Annotated in this window: 14 protein-coding genes; 6 read left to right on the top strand and 8 right to left on the bottom strand. The window is 41.2% G+C overall.

Going from position 1 to position 16,676, the window contains the following annotated elements:
- Nucleotides 1-56 precede the first annotated feature (56 nt).
- Nucleotides 57-2,030, top strand: coding sequence for a DNA topoisomerase (ATP-hydrolyzing) subunit B (gene gyrB, locus C1A09_RS02890; protein WP_101542212.1), 1,974 nt, complete (start codon nt 57-59; stop codon nt 2,028-2,030).
- 165 nt (nt 2,031-2,195) lie between these two features.
- Here the strand turns inward: gyrB and C1A09_RS02885 are convergent, their stop codons facing one another.
- Nucleotides 2,196-2,777, bottom strand: a complete 582-nt coding sequence (locus C1A09_RS02885) for a DUF3109 family protein (RefSeq protein WP_101542211.1) — start codon at nt 2,775-2,777, stop codon at nt 2,196-2,198.
- Nucleotides 2,778-2,970: 193 nt separating this feature from the next.
- Here C1A09_RS02885 and C1A09_RS02880 point away from each other — a divergent pair, with 193 nt between their 5' ends.
- Both C1A09_RS02880 and C1A09_RS16215 read left to right on the top strand, forming a co-directional pair.
- A complete protein-coding gene (locus tag C1A09_RS02880; RefSeq protein WP_101542210.1) occupies nt 2,971-3,642 on the top strand; it encodes a hypothetical protein in 672 nt (223 codons plus the stop codon).
- Nucleotides 3,527-4,201 (top strand): hypothetical protein, encoded by a 675-nt coding sequence (locus C1A09_RS16215; protein WP_158557809.1) that lies wholly within the window; start codon nt 3,527-3,529, stop codon nt 4,199-4,201. The genes C1A09_RS02880 and C1A09_RS16215 overlap by 116 nt, the downstream gene beginning before the upstream one ends.
- A gap of 65 nt (nt 4,202-4,266) precedes the next feature.
- Here the strand turns inward: C1A09_RS16215 and gpmI are convergent, their stop codons facing one another.
- Nucleotides 4,267-5,781 (bottom strand): 2,3-bisphosphoglycerate-independent phosphoglycerate mutase, encoded by a 1,515-nt coding sequence (gene gpmI / locus C1A09_RS02870; RefSeq protein WP_101542208.1) that lies wholly within the window; start codon nt 5,779-5,781, stop codon nt 4,267-4,269.
- Nucleotides 5,782-5,982: 201 nt separating this feature from the next.
- Between gpmI and C1A09_RS02865 the strand changes: the two genes are divergently transcribed.
- The 3 genes from C1A09_RS02865 to C1A09_RS02855 all read left to right on the top strand — a co-directional run bounded on the left by C1A09_RS02865 (nt 5,983) and on the right by C1A09_RS02855 (nt 10,229).
- Entirely contained in the window at nt 5,983-6,762 is a 780-nt protein-coding gene (locus C1A09_RS02865; protein ID WP_101542207.1) for a glycoside hydrolase family 16 protein, read from the top strand.
- 81 nt (nt 6,763-6,843) lie between these two features.
- The gene (locus C1A09_RS02860; RefSeq protein ID WP_101542206.1) at nt 6,844-9,063 is read left to right on the top strand and encodes a thioredoxin-like domain-containing protein; all 2,220 of its coding nucleotides are present in this window, start codon (nt 6,844-6,846) and stop codon (nt 9,061-9,063) included.
- A 239-nt stretch (nt 9,064-9,302) separates the two neighbouring features.
- A complete protein-coding gene (locus C1A09_RS02855) occupies nt 9,303-10,229 on the top strand; it encodes a magnesium transporter CorA family protein (RefSeq protein WP_101542205.1) in 927 nt (308 codons plus the stop codon).
- A 55-nt stretch (nt 10,230-10,284) separates the two neighbouring features.
- Here C1A09_RS02855 and C1A09_RS02850 read toward each other — a convergent pair whose 3' ends face one another.
- The 6 genes from C1A09_RS02850 to C1A09_RS02825 form a co-directional block, all read right to left on the bottom strand.
- On the bottom strand, nt 10,285-11,949 hold the full coding sequence (locus tag C1A09_RS02850; protein ID WP_101542204.1) for a hypothetical protein: 1,665 nt from the start codon (nt 11,947-11,949) through the stop codon (nt 10,285-10,287).
- Nucleotides 11,950-12,032: 83 nt separating this feature from the next.
- Nucleotides 12,033-12,665 carry a hypothetical protein gene (locus tag C1A09_RS02845; RefSeq protein WP_101542442.1) on the bottom strand — a complete coding sequence of 211 codons (633 nt, stop codon included), beginning with the start codon at nt 12,663-12,665 and terminating at the stop codon, nt 12,033-12,035.
- 36 nt (nt 12,666-12,701) lie between these two features.
- On the bottom strand, nt 12,702-14,015 hold the full coding sequence (locus tag C1A09_RS02840; RefSeq protein ID WP_101542441.1) for a plethodontid receptivity factor PRF: 1,314 nt from the start codon (nt 14,013-14,015) through the stop codon (nt 12,702-12,704).
- An 11-nt stretch (nt 14,016-14,026) separates the two neighbouring features.
- A complete protein-coding gene (locus C1A09_RS02835) occupies nt 14,027-15,181 on the bottom strand; it encodes a hypothetical protein (RefSeq protein WP_101542203.1) in 1,155 nt (384 codons plus the stop codon).
- A gap of 77 nt (nt 15,182-15,258) precedes the next feature.
- Nucleotides 15,259-16,176, bottom strand: coding sequence for a DUF6175 family protein (locus C1A09_RS02830; RefSeq protein WP_233519852.1), 918 nt, complete (start codon nt 16,174-16,176; stop codon nt 15,259-15,261).
- 20 nt (nt 16,177-16,196) lie between these two features.
- The gene (locus C1A09_RS02825; RefSeq protein ID WP_101542202.1) at nt 16,197-16,676 is read right to left on the bottom strand and encodes a hypothetical protein; all 480 of its coding nucleotides are present in this window, start codon (nt 16,674-16,676) and stop codon (nt 16,197-16,199) included.

Raw genomic sequence — 16,676 nt, 5'->3', positions numbered from 1 at the left:
TATCTCAAGAAATTTCACTATATTTGCTCTGTTATTACATTAAGTAAAATTAGATTATGACTGAAGAAGAAAAGATAAACGGCGAAAACAATTATTCGGCCAGCAACATCCAAGTATTGGAAGGTTTAGAGGCTGTACGTAAACGTCCCGCCATGTATATCGGCGACATCAGCGAAAACGGCTTGCACCATCTGGTGTATGAAGTAGTAGATAACTCCATTGACGAAGCAATGGCTGGTTACTGCGACCACATTGAGGTCACCATCAACGAAGACAACTCCATCACCGTACAAGACAACGGGCGCGGTATTCCCGTAGACTTCCACGAAAAAGAACAAAAATCCGCATTAGAAGTTGTAATGACCGTACTACATGCCGGTGGTAAATTCGACAAAGGTTCCTATAAGGTTTCCGGCGGTCTTCACGGTGTGGGTGTATCGTGCGTAAACGCGCTTTCCAAACACATGACTACCCAGGTGTTCCGTAACGGCAAGATTTACCAGCAAGAATACGAATTCGGCAAGCCGTTGTATTCCGTTAAGGAAGTAGGGACTTGCGATCTATCTCTCACAGGTACCAAGCAGGTCTTTTGGCCGGATGATAGTATCTTCACTGTTACCGAATACAAATACAGCACTCTTCAGTCACGCCTACGCGAACTTGCTTATCTGAACAAGGGTATCAGCATTACGCTGACCGACCTCCGTACAAAAGATGAAGAAGGCAATCCGCAAACCGAACTATTCCATTCCGAAGAAGGTGTGAAAGAATTTGTGCGTTACCTGAACAGTAATAACACACCACTCTTTGATGATGTAATTTATCTGAATACAGAAAAAGCAGGTGTACCCATCGAGTGTGCCATCATGTACAATACTGGTTACCGCGAAAATCTGCACTCTTACGTTAACAACATCAATACCAAAGAAGGCGGTACGCACGAAGGCGGTTTCCGTGCCGCACTGACACGTGTATTGAAGAAATATGGCGAAGACACCTGCGCTAAACAATTGGAGAAAGCCAAAGTGGAAATATCAGGTGAAGACTTCCGTGAAGGTCTGATAGCCGTTATCTCCGTAAAAGTAGCTGAACCCCAATTTGAAGGGCAGACCAAAACGAAGCTGGGTAACAGCGAAGTAAGTGGTGCTGTCAATCAAGCAGTGGGTGAGGCCTTGAATTATTATCTGGAGGAACATCCTAAAGAAGCCAAACTGATTGTAGAAAAAGTAATTCTTGCCGCCACCGCCCGTGTTGCTGCCCGTAAAGCCCGCGAATCGGTACAACGCAAGTCACCGATGTCAGGCGGTGGTATGCCGGGTAAGTTGGCCGACTGTTCCAGCAAGGATCCGGATGAATGTGAATTGTTCTTGGTCGAGGGTGACTCGGCAGGCGGTTCTGCCAAGCAAGGACGTAACCGCACGTTCCAAGCCATTCTGCCGCTTCGCGGTAAAATCCTGAATGTAGAGAAAGCCATGTGGCATAAAGCATTCGAAAGCGACGAAGTAAATAACATCATCCAAGCATTGGGTATACGTTTCGGTGTAGACAGCGAAGACAGCAAAGAGGCGAATATAGATAAGTTGCGCTACAAAAAAGTGATTATTATGACCGATGCCGATGTCGATGGTTCTCACATCGACACGTTGATTATGACGCTTTTCTTCCGTTACTTCCCACAAGTTATCCAACAAGGGTATCTGTATATTGCTACTCCTCCGCTCTATCTTTGCACAAAGGGCAAGGTAAAAGAATATTGTTGGACAGACCAACAGCGTCAGAAGTTTATCGACACTTACGGTGGCGGTTCGGAAAATGCAATTCATACCCAACGTTACAAAGGTTTGGGTGAGATGAATCCGGAACAGTTATGGGAAACAACCATGAATCCGGAAAACCGTATGCTGAAGCAGGTACATCTTGAAAGTGCCGCCGAAGCAGATTATGTCTTCTCCATGCTGATGGGTGAAGATGTTAGCCCGCGCCGCGATTTCATTGAAGCTAATGCAACCTATGCAAATATAGACGCTTAACAAGGGGAAATGCCGGAAGGCAAATTCCTAAATACGTTTTTATTAACTAACCTCACATCTTACAACGAAGAAGCTCCGGACGGACAGGAAATCCCTGTTGACCGGAGCTTTTCTTTATTGTGATAAAAGGGAATCCAAAAAGATACCGCGGGAAATCATCATTTATCACAATATATTCTGTTTCTTCATTTCTTCTGCTACCAACTCCAGTTCCGCATACCAATCTTCACCGAACTTACGTATCAACGGTTCTTTCAAAAACTTAAAAACGGGCAGGTCTTCTTTTTTACCCAACAATACAGCCGCTTTGCAAACATCCCACCGATTGTAGTTCACAGCCTTATAAGAACCATAATCTCCTACCCTGATAGGATATAAATGACAGGAAACGGGTTTATAGAAATCCGTCTTTCCCGCTCTATACGCCTTTTCTATGGCACAATAACAACAACCTTTATCATCATAGCAAGTAAACACACAGTCTTTACCATTTACAATGGAGGTAACCAGGTCTCCTTCCTGATCAGTATAAACTACCCCTTGCTTCTCTATTATAGCACGTGCTTCGGGAGCAAGTTCTTCCCAAATCACCGGTAATATCTCTTCCAACTTTTCTACTTCTTCCAACTCAACGGGCGCTCCGGCATCACCTTCTATGCAACAGGCACCTTTACATGCATCTAAATTGCAAAGAAACTTTTCACGCAGCACATCGAAAGAGACTACAACATCGCCTATTTGTATCATAAGTCCAGATATTTCCAAAATTGACTGCAAAAGTACAATAACCTATCATTACCCACAAACAAAACAGATATAACCTTCTTTCTTTTCTCGAATTTTTACTTATCTCCGGCAAAAAACAAACTACTAATATCATGAAAGCAATCCATCCATCACTATCAACATCTCTTTTTGCAATTATGCTGTATGTATCCTCATGCCCCATGAAACTTCCTTGCCTGACACTCTGTCCCAAAAGAACAAGAAGGAACGCAAAAGAACAATCCCCACAGGAACAAAAGTAAAAGTACTGGCTATAAGCTTTGATCGTAAATTCGACTTGTCTCACGAAGAATGGTTCACAGCCAGTGTGCCGTGCGTCATCGAATTAGCAGACAGTACCCGCCTTTTGTGCCCTCTCCCGGAAATTATCATCAGTAGACGTTTAGCATTGAAGGACAACAAAAAGGACAGTGTAACGATTGAGAAAATAGGGGTTAAAGGAAAAGAAAAAAAGTTAGTACTATATGGCAGGACTTCACAAAACGAACTTAAGGAATATTCCTACAAAGAACTGGATATGAAAATCTTACCTAAGTTGCCAATGACCGAAACCTTCGCAGGAAGATATCTTTCGTTGAACTATCTTAAGAAAGAACTTACAGGAAAGAGTTTTCAGGAAGTAGAACAAATTTTGAAGCCAGCACAGAGCGTAATCAAAACAGGCAATGACCGGATTGCCTGCTATCAGCATATAGGTACGACCAGCTCTCATGAGAGTTCATTTTATCGCCATATCCAAATGGAAGCCATTCATGATTACTGCCGGGAACGACTATTACATCTTCCCACGCTTCAGCTTCTTCAATCTATATCAATTGGGGGGTAGGCAGGTAAGAGAAATCGTAAGCGGCATTCTTCTCATACTATTCTTCGGCTTCCTCGCATTCCTGCCGTCATGGATCAATCGGTGGGTATTCTTCTACATAAAGCCGTTACCTAACTTTATTGTCAGCTGGATCGGCAAACTCATGGTTATATTTACATTTTACGTCATGACCATCGGGCTCTGTTACGATGAAGACTGGATTATCGTTATCCTCCAAACAGCCTTTTTCGCCGGATTCATGATAGGAGGTTTCATTTTTGTAACCAGCGGGGTGGAAAGTAGCCGTTGCCCTCGATGTCATAGTGTCCGTTCATTAATAGACCGCGGCAATAGCCACCAAAACAGTACCATCTTTCAGTCGGACACTCAGACACGCGATAAGTATAGCCATTCCGAACAATCGGGAAACACAAGAACCGACTATTATAATCGTGAAAAATACAAAACACGTAGCCACGTTACCAACTGGAAAGAGAACTACACCTGTAAGAAGTGTGGCTATGAATTTTATTATAAAAAATCAAGAAGGAATACTTACGAAGTAGATGCATCCAGATAGCCGGGATACAAAAAGAGGGTGCACTTCAACGAGATACACCCTCCTATTTCATAACTCTGATAATATTATTTTATCAAGTCTTTTCCTGTCATCTCCGTCGGTTGCTTCATTCCCAAAATATGAAGAATAGATGGAGCAACATCAGCCAATACACCGTTTTCTACTTTAGCATCCTTATTGGCTGTTACGTAAACAAACGGTACGGGATTCAAGGAGTGAGCGGTGTTCGGAGTACCGTCTTCGTTCAACGCATGGTCGGCGTTACCGTGGTCGGCAATGATGATAACTTCGTAATCATTAGCTTTAGCAGCTTCTACGGTATCTTTCACACATTCGTCGATAGCCTTTACAGCTTTCTCGATAGCTTCGTAAATACCGGTATGACCTACCATATCACCGTTCGCATAGTTTACAACGATGAAATCGAATTTCTTGGTATTGATAGCCTCAACCAGTTTGTCTTTCACTTCGTAAGCGCTCATTTCCGGTTTCAAGTCATAAGTAGCAACTTTCGGGGAAGGAACGAGGATACGTTCTTCGGCTTCATACGGAGTTTCACGACCACCATTGAAGAAGAATGTCACGTGAGCGTATTTCTCTGTTTCGGCAATGTGAAGCTGAGTCTTACCATTGGCCGCCAAATACTCACCAAGTGTATTCTGAACATTTTCCTTATCGAAAAGGATGTGAACACCCTTGAACGATGCATCATAGGGAGTCATACAGTAGTACTGTAATCCCGGAATGGTATGCATACCCTGTTCCGGCATATCTTGTTGAGTCAAGACAATGGTCAGCTCCTTAGCGCGGTCGTTACGGTAGTTGAAGAAGATCACAACATCGCCTTCCTTGATTGTTCCGTCCACATTGGCATTGACAATCGGTTTGATGAATTCATCAGTCACACCTTCATCATACGATTCCTGCATGGCTTGAACCATATCGGAAGCGACCTTTCCTTCACCGTTTACCAGCAAGTCGTATGCTACTTTTACACGTTCCCAACGTTTATCACGATCCATTGCATAGAAACGGCCTACGATAGAAGCAATCTTACCGGCTGACTTTTCGCAATGCGCAGTAAGTTGCTCAATGAAACCTTTACCACTCTTCGGGTCAGTATCACGGCCATCCATAAAGCAATGGATGAAAGTATTTTCGATGCCATATTCTTTCGATATATCACAGAGTTTGAACAGATGGTCAAAAGAGCTGTGTACACCACCATTGGAAGTCAATCCCATGAAGTGGATATTTTTACCATTTTCTTTGGCATAAGAGAAAGCAGAAACGATTTCCGAATTCTTCATAATGCTGTTGTCGGTACAAGCTCGGTTGATTTTCACCAAATCCTGATAAACAATACGTCCGGCACCGATATTGAGATGACCTACTTCCGAGTTGCCCATCTGTCCGTCGGGCAAACCTACATTCTCACCACTAGCCTGCAACTGTGAGTGCGGATAAGTAGCTAAAAGAGAATCCCAATAGGGAGTAGGTGTGTTGAAAATCACATCATCTTTACCTTGATCGCCTACACCCCAGCCATCAAGAATCATTAAAAGGGCTTTCTTACTCATACTATTTTTGTTTAAATTATCATTCTGTTTTCCGGTTGCAAAGGTACAAAAAAAGATGATTACTTAAACGTTTATAGAGCCTGTTAAAAAAATGGTTGGAACAAAAAATAAGGAATCATAAAAAGAACATTCGCATGAATAGAGCAAATTTCAATACTTATTCATAAATTTACTCAAAATTCAAAAATACCATTTTGCTTTATGAAACATCTGAAAAACATCATTTTGGTTTGTGCCCTTTTTGTGGCAGGCAGCCTATCCGCCCAGCAACCGGAATATAAACTGGTATGGCAAGAGAACTTTCGAGGGAAACAGATCAACGAGGACTATTGGAGCAAAATTCCCCGGGGTAACTCCGATTGGAACAGGAAAATGTCTTCTCACCCCAGTTTGTATAAGGTTAAAAAAGGGAAAATGATTCTTTACGGAAGGGAAAACAAAGGTATTATTCCCGAAGATCCTTCCTCATATATCACAGGTGGTATATATACCAAAGACAAAAAAACAATCACATACGGGAAAGTAGCAGTCAAAGCACGCCTCCAAGGAGCCAAAGGCGCATGGCCGGCTATCTGGATGTTACCCAACCAAGGCAAATGGCCCGATGGAGGGGAAATAGATATCATGGAACGATTGAATCACGATTCCATTGCCTATCAAACGGTGCACTCTTACTATACCTATGTACTGAAGGAAATAACGAATCCCAAACAAGGGGCGACAGGACCGATCGATCCGGATAAATTCAATGTATATGCCGTAGAAATACTCCCCGACAGCCTGATATTCTCCATCAATGACCGGCAAACATTCACATACCCACGCATAGAAACCAACAAAAAAGGACAGTATCCGTTCGGAACCCCCTTCTACCTTTTGATAGATATGCAAATCGAAGGGACATGGGTCGGGAAAGCCGATCCCAAAGAATATCCGGTAAAAATGGAAATAGATTGGGTCAAAATGTATGAATTAAACTGATATCTAATCTATGTAAAGATATAAGAGACATTGTTCTCTCCTTGTAGAAACACAATAAAAACATATAAAACCTATAATATTATGAGAATCATAACACTGTGCATCTTGTTTATGCTATCCGGCATGCTTGCCGCACAAACCATCGACAATCCAACATTCAAAGCCCGCTCTGGCAGTATCCGTAACATCAGCCGCATTGAACGTACCCCCGAAAGCACACGCGTATATATACATGTCATCTTTCGCCCCCACTGGTGGATTATGGTGCAAGAGAGCTCTTACCTGGAAGATGCCGATACCGGGGAAAAGTATAAATTCAAAGGTACGGAAGGCATTGAAACTAATAAAAAAGTTTATATGCCCGAATCGGGGGAAATGGATTATGTTATCCTATACGAACCATTACCCAAAGAAACCCGGACAATCCATCTTCTGGATCCGGACGGAATAGAAAGCAATACGTATGACATTTCACTCGTACCACAAAAAGTAGGAAAAGTAAATCCCCTGGAAAGCATCAAAGGCAATTGGTTCAGTACAGAACAACCCAATAAATGGGAATTTGGCATTTACGACTCCATATCCATCATGCAGAACCGGATATATAGAAACGAAAACATCCGTAAAAAGGGGAAACGTATTGAACTGACCATGAAAGATAAACAGGACGGAACTATAGTCTCTCTCCTGTTTACTCCCCAGAAAAACGGAGACTGTAAAATATCAGTCAATCATGCTGCCAAAGCTGTATATACACAAAAAAGGAGTTTAACCTCTCTCGTTACGGCAGATAAGGGTTATCAAGACTTTTTCCATACAGACAGTGCACTTCTGCAAGGTTATATCAACAACTACGACCCCCGTTTGGGATTTGAGACAGGCATGATTTATCTATCCGATGAAATGACACGCAATGACTACCCTACCGTTATACAAATTAACCCTGACGGTAGTTTCCATTGTAAATTCTTCATAAAACACCCTGTCTGCCAATTCGCAACAATCGGTAACAGTTGGATTCCATTCTACATTGAACCGGGAGAAACTCTCACCATGTGCATTCACTGGGAAGACATACTTGCACAAAGACGTGCACGTGACTCTAATTTCCCCCTTAAAAACACAGCTTACATGGGAAAATGCGCTTCATTATCCTATTTGGCCAATAATCTCAAAAAGCTGATTACATACAACTATAATGATTTATCAAAGTCTCAAAAGACATTGACCCCTAACCAGTTTAAAGAACATTTCCGGCCTTTTACTATTCAATGGAAACAAATCGGTGATTCATTGGAGCATATCTATGGAGTTTCAGAAAAAGCCACAAGTCTTATCCGAAATACCATATCACAAGAAATTGGAGAAACAATGCTCAATTTCCTTATGAGCAGACCTTATTACGCCCGACAAGACTCTACAAACAAAGTTTTGAAAGTACAGGAAGATAATTCCTACTATGACTTCTTAAAAGAAATACCGGCCAATGACAAAACAATGCTCGTCGGTCCCAATGTGAATATATTCATTAACAGATTTGAATATATGAACCCGTTAACAAAAGCCTACCAGCTGATAAGAATGCAGAATATAAACAACATTAGTACACAAACTGAAATTGACAAGTACACGGCAGACCTGAATAAAAGCATGAGACTTTGTAAAGACTCTATTATTAATGTGTTGTGCGATAAAGCCAATCCCTTGCTCTGGCAGATATCCAAAGTGCGCAAACTTAAATACGAACTGCAGAGTATAAAGACAGACAAAGTGGCCCGCGAGTACGTTGAAGGTCTTAAGAAAGAAATGACTGAACCGGTTTTAATAACAGCAGCCGAAGAATTACTAAGGGAGTCACATCCCGAAGAAGGGAAAATGTCCTATCAGTTACCAGAGGGCAAAGCTACCGATATTTTCCGTAATATCATCCGGAATCATCCGGGTAAAGTGTTGTTTGTGGACTTCTGGGCTACCACCTGTGCACCATGTCGTGGAGGCATAGAAGCAACGGCAGAGTTACGAAAAAAATACAAAAATCACCCGGAATTTCAATTTATCTATATCAGTGGAGAAAAAGAGTCTCCTAAAACTGCTTACGATCAGTATGTAGAAAAGCATTTAAAGGGAGAGGCTTGCTACTATGTCACGGGAACTGAATTTAATTACTTACGGCAATTGTTCCAATTCAATGGTATCCCTCATTATGAATTAGTGGAAAAAGACGGAAGTATTTCCAAAGAGAATTTAGATTCTTATAATATAAAACAATATCTAGAGAAACGATTCAATAACACGAAATAAAAAAAGTGAAACTCTGTTTATATACAATTTAGCGGCATCATTCAAAGAAATCCTAAAAAAAGCGCCGTAAAAGCACGTATACTAATCTGATTTGCGTACTTTTACGGCGCTTTTAATAAAATTATAGAAAAACATGGACGATTCAAACCCACGAACGTACAATAGTGTTACTAATTAAAGCGGACGGAGACGTTGATCGCAATGCCTCTGTTCGGATCTAAAGAAAGGAGGCAATAACGATGAGAAAGTATCTCTATAGTGAAAACGGCTTTGTAGAAAAAGCCGAATGGAAACCAAACTGCTGGGTAAATGTAGAATGCCCGGATGACAATGATTTCCAATTTCTTACCCAAGAACTGAAAGTTCCCGAATCATTTCTGGAAGACATAGCCGATACGGATGAGCGCCCGCGTACGGAGAAAGAAGGTAACTGGCTGTTGACTATCTTACGTATACCGATGCAAAGTAATCAACATGGTATCCCGTTTATTACCGTGCCTATCGGCATTATTACAAATGAAGGAACGATTGTTTCCGTTTGCTATCATCACACCGAACTGATACCGGATTTTATCCAACATACCCAACGAAAAGCGATTATTGTAAGGAATAAACTGGATTTAATCTTGCGGTTAATCTACTCTTCCGCCGTCTGGTATCTGAAATATCTGAAACAAATAAACAACGATGTAGCTACCGCAGAAAAAGAACTGGAAAAAAGTATCCGTAACGAAGACCTCCTGCAACTGATGAAGTTACAAAAGACGCTGGTCTACTTCAATACTTCTATCCGTGGTAATGAAGTAATGATAGGCCGACTGAAGAATATATTCCAAGATACGAATTTTCTGGATCTGGAATTACTGGAGGATGTAGTTATTGAACTGAAACAGGCCTATAATACAGTGAATATTTATAGTGATATCCTTACAGGTACAATGGATGCTTTTGCCTCCATTATCTCCAACAATGTAAATGCCATCATGAAACGTATGACCAGCCTTTCCATCACACTGATGATTCCCACGTTGATAGCCAGTTTCTATGGGATGAACGTCAATATCCATCTGGAAAACTTTCCACATGCCTTCATGCTTATCATCCTACTGTCGGCGGTACTGTCAGCCCTGACATTTATATGGTTCAGAAAAATAAAATGGTTTTGATTGAATGAATTTATTATTAGATATCAGGTGTAAGTTCCTGATATCTAATAATCACTTAATATTTCAGCACTTTAGCCGCCACTGTTTTAAACTGAGGCATCGTCATTCCGATGGAAGCTCCTATATACGTAGGATCGCAAACAATGTATTTCTGTCCTCCTACCATGACATAATCGCCACCTACATTCCCTTTGAAACGAACTGCAGTGGCTATGTGGTCAGGATAGTCTAAAAGTACAACATCAAGCCCCAACAGTTTTCTTACCAAGTAAGAGTATAGCATGGCACGATCTTCACAATCAGAATACGGATAATAGAAAAGTTCCTCTACAAAAAAAGGCTTCTCATAGCCAAATTGCTGTTCATCTCTCTGATACTGAAAGGCAGTCTGGACAAAGTTTATCAAAATATTGGCGGCATCAGCTTCATTCTTCCCTTGTACCAAAGGAGCCAAAGAGGAGAGGATTGTCTTTTCCATGCCTTTATTGACGGCCGCATTGAAGTAAACTTTATAATCACATTGAGGATAATTCTTGTAAAAATCCATCAAAGGTTTGGGTACATCCACCGTCACTTTTGCAACACTTCCTTTCGCTTGATGAGTAGAGGTTGAAACAGCACCCGGAAAGTTGGGAGCAGATTGCAGAAGCATACCGACCCTATTCTTCGCTTTGGGAGAGTCTTTCTGACACATATAGAATTGACATTGTTCATTAACCCCATTCAGATTATAATAGTTTTGTCCGTTCAACGTGATATAAGGACGTGCATAAATCATACAATCCGTAGCAACAAACAACATCATTTTATTACCGGTTGCTTTTCTTGCCATACGAGCTTTGTAACCCATCTCGTTCAGCATGAACTGCTGCATCACAATACTTTCGTTCTCCGTACTACAATAAGTATCGGATATTTGTTTGATAAGGGTAAAGACTCCCCAATCATTCAATTGCAGATCTTTCTTTATCTGCGCACAATCTTCTAATAAAGATTTATAATCGGCACTGCATAAAGCCTCATAAGCATCTGCTATCGCATTTTCGTTTAATGTACCCAATTTACATTTACCTGCTAAAGCATTACTTAAATAAAAAGATTGTCCGGCATAGATTATCTTGTTACGATTACTTCCACCTTCATACAACGGTGTAGTCTTGACAGGAGTAGCCACCGGTTTCTCAGGTTTTACCACCGGTACTACAACCGGTACAACCTCAACGGCAGGTTTTTCTTCAACTACTTCTATAACAGGTTTCTTTTTGGGTTTAACAACCGGCTTGTCCACTACCTTTTCTTCGACCACAATTACCGTCGGTTCCTTTTTCTTCTTAACAATTACTTCAGGTTTATCAAAGGTGATCTTATCAACCTCCTCAACCTGTATCACAGGTTTCTGCTTACCGGCTTCAGTCGTCATATCAAGTATTTCTTCTATACTCAAGCAAACCGGCTTATCATGTTTAGGCGCAGTCTTCTTATCATAAATCACGGGTTTCTCGGGTTCTGGTTTTACCCTTTTTATCACAGGCTTTTCCGACTCAAACTCTTTCCAAGGTTCGCGCATGAAGTTGATGAAGTCTTTATTGGCATCATCTATAAATTTGTCGAAGTCTTTCATCTCTTCCTTCATAAAGTTGGAAAAGTCATCTTTATTTTCCTGAGCCATCCCCATAAAAGAGAAAAAAAGCCCTACAACAAAACATACTGTCTTCTTCATGATCGCATATATTTTAATAATAAAAAAGAGGTTGATACCTGTAACCTTAGCCACAAGACACAACCTCTATCCATATATTCAGATTACTCCATAAGTTCTACCGGTTCGCCTATAAATTCTTCTACCTGCTGAGACAACTCGCCCAATGCGGCCTTCTTTCTGGCTTCACGGGCAGCATCTTCACGAGCTTTCTTGGCTTTAGCCTCATCAATAGACATGTAAACATTGAATTCTTTGTTTCCGTCTCCAGTTTCTTTCACCAAAACGAGATGTTGTTTGACAAGACCGGCAATTTTCGTATTTACACCTGATTCATAAGCAGCACCAAACTTATCGATTTCTTCTTCCGAAGTATCAGATGCAGAAGATGACATCAACGATTTCATTTTGCCAATAACTTGTGCCTTCGCTCTGGAAGCATAGCTGGTGATACCGTTCATTATAGCATTTTCCCTACCAATCTTCACATTCTTTCCGATAGCGATACCTACCAGTTCAATACGGTTCTCAGGATCTTCTTCCAAATAAGTACGATACTTTGTGAAAGCATATTCCAAAGTAGAAGAACTAGCCAAAGGCTTCCAACCTTCCTTATTCAGTTCTTTCACTCTTTTTTTGACATCTTTTTTTAATGCCTTAGACTGTGCACCGGCAGTTGCCACTCCACCGAACAAAACGGCAAAGATAAGCATGAAATACATAAAACTCTTTTTCATAATCATTTCAATTTAACAATTAATATTATACCTTTTTTATTCCCAGTTAGTTACATAAGGTAAAGAAAGCCTTGCGCGTTCTACTGCTCCCGTCACCGGATTGACAAAAGTAATAGAACCCTGCACAAACGAGAATGCGGAAGCTTTCTTTTCCTTAGCAGTGAACTCTCCTTCGGCTAACGCCTTAATCTGTACAATTCCTTTTGTCTTGTATACACCGTCTATATCGTCAAAGATGATAGGAGTGGAAATCTCCGGCACATGAAGTTCCAATGCTTTCAGTCCGAAGGGTGTACCTCCACGATTATTTAGCGTCAAACGGATATTGATATTAAACAATTTTCTATTTACAGCAACTACAGAATCAGCCATCAATATAATCTTTCCTTCGGGAACCACGGAAAAAGAACCACTACCTACCCCACCACCCGCTTCACTCAAGAAAGCTTGATGTTGGTAACGTTTTCCGTTGATGATAAAGGTAATATCCAATAAATTCTCTTCTTCGGGCAGGCAGTCTTGGGCATTATAAGAAATAATGAACATACCGTCTTGAGGACGGGTACTGATTTGACTCGCACAGTTGGATTTCACTTTCGGGGTAGAAGATACCTTTACCGGATTACCTTCCAGCAATACCTGGCATTGGTACTTACCGCCTTCAATGAAAGTACCCGTCACTGAAATAGACTTATATAAATCATTGTACTGTCCTATCAATCCTTTCACCTGACTCAAACGTACTTCATCAAAGAAATACTCAGAGAGTGTGTTCAGTTCGGCAATGGCCTGCTTAATCTCATCCACCGATTCTATCTCGTGCAACTTTTGCTCTAAAGTTTCGTATTTCGCGACTTTCTCCGCATCCAACGTTTCAAACTCAGCAATCAACTTCCGCTGTTCAGCACTTGAAAACGGATATTTCACATTATAATTATAATGTTCCTTCTTGGTAGCCTTGTCCTGTACCTTTTCCCAATAAATTTCTTCCACATTAGAAAGGGAAATGCCTTTCAGAAAAGGCAGATTAGCAGATTTCATTTTAGAAACCTGTATAAAGGCATCCGATGACTCAATATTCCCGTTCGTGTTCACTTCGGACATCACATTCTTTTTAGAGACAGACACATTGTTTGCCACTGCCTGGATAATCCGTTCCGTTATTTCATTCAGCGCTTTTGATTGTCCGTCTGCCAGCGAATTGGCAGTAACAGAAACTATCAGATAATCGTCCACAGCCGTGTTCAACCATCCCGGAACTTTTTTGGCACTCTTTTCTATGACTTTAGTCTGAGCGTTTGCACCTACTGTCAGCAATAAAGCGCAAACTATCCACATCAATCGTTTCATACTCATACTTTCTATTGCCATTGAATAGGCAAGTTACGGATATATACGTTTGTATCTGCAATTCTCAACTCCATATAAGAGAAACTGGAGAATTTGTCGAACACTTTAGTTACATAAAACTCACGGCGAAGCGCTATACGTGGTGGCATCTTCATCCATTGACCATTCTGTATCTCGAAGTTTTTACACTCTAATCCACCATCGGTCACAGCTGAGATCATCTTCAAAAACTCTTCTCCATTACGATTGGTGTCCAAATTGGTGATTTCCGCCAAAACAGTGACACGTTGCTGTGAAGGGTTTCCTATGCACTTCAATATCTTAAATTGCAAACGAGTTGTGGAATACGTAATCTCACAGTTTATTTCCGGGGTTTCTTGAACTACCGGTTTCTCTATGACCTTTTCTACAATCACCGGCTTCTCAACCACTTTTTCCACAACGACCGGCTTTTCCACGATCTTTTCCACTTCTACGATTTTCTCTACTTCAACCGGTTTTTCCACTACTTTCTCCACCACTTTCTGTATAATCACCGTATCGGGACCGGCGGGCATGTAGTCCGAAAGTTCTTTGAGTAATACAGAAGCCTGTTCATAACAAGGAATAGCATCAGACACGGCAGAAAGGTAACTTGCCGCTTCCTGATATTTCTTTTGGTCATACAAGCTCTGTGCACGTTGAAGGATAGTAGCGCAATTGGCAGCATAATAGTCCTCTATCTTTTGACGGGCAATGCGGATGAAACGGGTAAACACTGGATCGGTGGTACGGATATTGGTAATCATCGCCTTGTAAGGGTCCGCTTTCTCAGTGACCTGGCCAGATATATTTAGCACCATACTATGATACAAACTACCGTCCACTTTATTCTTGGCAACCAGTGTCAATTCACCTTTCACAAGAGTCACATTGTTCATCAGTCCCGATGTGGCCTGCTTATCTACCACCACGATTTCCGGTTCAATGATAAAAACATTATATTCATTGGATGCACCCGCACTATTACGAGTGATAATCTGTTTCAGTTTATTCTGAAGCATGTCTCTAGACGCTTCCGTCAATTCGCCCCCGTCCGGCAAAGGCAAGACAGAGAAATTAATGGTCTGTGCCCAAAGCTGAACCGTACAAAAGCCGGCAATCAATAAAAACAGAAATTTCTTCATATATCTCGTTATTAAAAATCAAATGTCCGGTTATGCGCTGTTACTTCAACACATATACCGGACATCAAACTCTTGTATTATTCTTCCTTCGCGTTTTGAATTAAAAGCTGTATATATTGTCCTGAAGCAGCCTTCTCACTGGCCGTATAACCTTTGCCTTTCAATAAACCGGAGATGAACCGTCTCAACTTACCGGTTTCAGATTTGATGGATCGTGGTCTGCCTGTATCAGGATCATATACAGGGACACGCATATAGACATTCAAGCCATTACCCCCCCCACGTACTTCACCATTACCTTTGAAAGCGTTGGCCAATACCCATTCGTCCAGTTCTTCACTCAACATCATGTCATTGGTACCTACTACATCATTTTCCATATCGAAATCGCAATTGCTGTCTACATTGACCGTGATGTTCACCTCACGTCCATTGTTCACCATATCGCGGAATGCCTGTTTCAACTGATTAAAGAAATTCTCTGAAATTCCTTCCAAAGCATATTCAGTCAATTCTTTCTTGGATGCACGAAAACGATCGCTCACAATACTCGCATTCGCCAAAGAAAATCCGGTCTCCCTCTCCTTAGCTTCTAATAACAGCGTAACACTGGACGCTCCTGATGAAAAATCCTCTTTCGAGATTTTCACCGTCACATAAATATCAGCTCTCGCTCCATCTACATAAGATTGCAGTCCGGTATTCTTCGCGTTCAGAGTCGATGCCGCATAAGCACGGTTCTGAACCCGTTGAAACTCCGTCATGAAATCAATGGTTTTGAAGTTACGCAAGTTAAACTGCTCTTTAATCTTGGACAGAGCCAACGGCACAGCCTCATCGTTAAGCACCGCATCTTTGATTTTGTCGTTCTCATCAGGACCCGGATCTACAAACGGAACCACTATCACGTTGGGTTGCCTTGCCTGCCCGGCACCTTGTGCCCAAACATAAACAGGCAATAATATACCTAACAAAAGAAATAGCTTCTTCATCATATTCAATCTATATTAGTGCATTAAAATCCAAAAGAGTCAAAGTTCATATTCCCTATTTTATTCTTCAGGACATAATAGTTCACTGTGATGTCAAAAGGTTTTTTCTTCACCTTTTCACCTTTCACTTTGTCTAATTTGCCCATTGGTTTCACAGAACTGATACAGTCCTTATATTCCTTATTTTCAAAGAAAGCAAGTAACTTACCTTCACTCTTCGCCTCCGCTTCTGTTTCACTCATGGAAATTACAGCGGGGAAATCCTTAGAAAAACCAGAATACAACAAAGCTCTTATCACGCGTATCTCAGCGTCTTCTTGAGCCAAAGCATCGTTTTTGCCATATCCTAGTGTACGAAGTACTACTACAGCATCACTACCACGCCCTTTCACTTCCATCAGGTTCACCGAACCTCCATAATTCACCGGTTTCACTTTCTGAGCGTAAGATACCGTCGTAAAAAATAAAGAACAAAATAAAGAGAATACTAATACTTTTTTCAT

Origin of the sequence: Bacteroides cutis, assembly GCF_900241005.1 — a bacterium.
Taxonomy (GTDB): domain Bacteria; phylum Bacteroidota; class Bacteroidia; order Bacteroidales; family Bacteroidaceae; genus Bacteroides; species Bacteroides cutis.
The sequence above is the reverse complement of the archived record's forward strand: the minus strand, read 5'-3'. Positions and strand labels throughout refer to the sequence as shown.

Bases quoted from the DNA above. Each gene is read 5' to 3' on its own strand.
- C1A09_RS02825 (WP_101542202.1), bottom strand. From the start codon at position 16,676: ATGAAAAAAGTATTAGTATTCTCTTTATTTTGTTCTTTATTTTTTACG.
- C1A09_RS02865 (WP_101542207.1), top strand. From the start codon at position 5,983: ATGAAACATCTGAAAAACATCATTTTGGTTTGTGCCCTTTTTGTGGCA.
- C1A09_RS02880 (WP_101542210.1), top strand. From the start codon at position 2,971: ATGCCCCATGAAACTTCCTTGCCTGACACTCTGTCCCAAAAGAACAAG.
- C1A09_RS02835 (WP_101542203.1), bottom strand. From the start codon at position 15,181: ATGAAGAAATTTCTGTTTTTATTGATTGCCGGCTTTTGTACGGTTCAG.
- C1A09_RS02860 (WP_101542206.1), top strand. From the start codon at position 6,844: ATGAGAATCATAACACTGTGCATCTTGTTTATGCTATCCGGCATGCTT.
- C1A09_RS16215 (WP_158557809.1), top strand. From the start codon at position 3,527: ATGAGAGTTCATTTTATCGCCATATCCAAATGGAAGCCATTCATGATT.
- gpmI (WP_101542208.1), bottom strand. From the start codon at position 5,781: ATGAGTAAGAAAGCCCTTTTAATGATTCTTGATGGCTGGGGTGTAGGC.
- C1A09_RS02840 (WP_101542441.1), bottom strand. From the start codon at position 14,015: ATGAAACGATTGATGTGGATAGTTTGCGCTTTATTGCTGACAGTAGGT.
- C1A09_RS02830 (WP_233519852.1), bottom strand. From the start codon at position 16,176: ATGATGAAGAAGCTATTTCTTTTGTTAGGTATATTATTGCCTGTTTAT.
- gyrB (WP_101542212.1), top strand. From the start codon at position 57: ATGACTGAAGAAGAAAAGATAAACGGCGAAAACAATTATTCGGCCAGC.
- C1A09_RS02845 (WP_101542442.1), bottom strand. From the start codon at position 12,665: ATGAAAAAGAGTTTTATGTATTTCATGCTTATCTTTGCCGTTTTGTTC.
- C1A09_RS02850 (WP_101542204.1), bottom strand. From the start codon at position 11,949: ATGAAGAAGACAGTATGTTTTGTTGTAGGGCTTTTTTTCTCTTTTATG.
- C1A09_RS02885 (WP_101542211.1), bottom strand. From the start codon at position 2,777: ATGATACAAATAGGCGATGTTGTAGTCTCTTTCGATGTGCTGCGTGAA.
- C1A09_RS02855 (WP_101542205.1), top strand. From the start codon at position 9,303: ATGAGAAAGTATCTCTATAGTGAAAACGGCTTTGTAGAAAAAGCCGAA.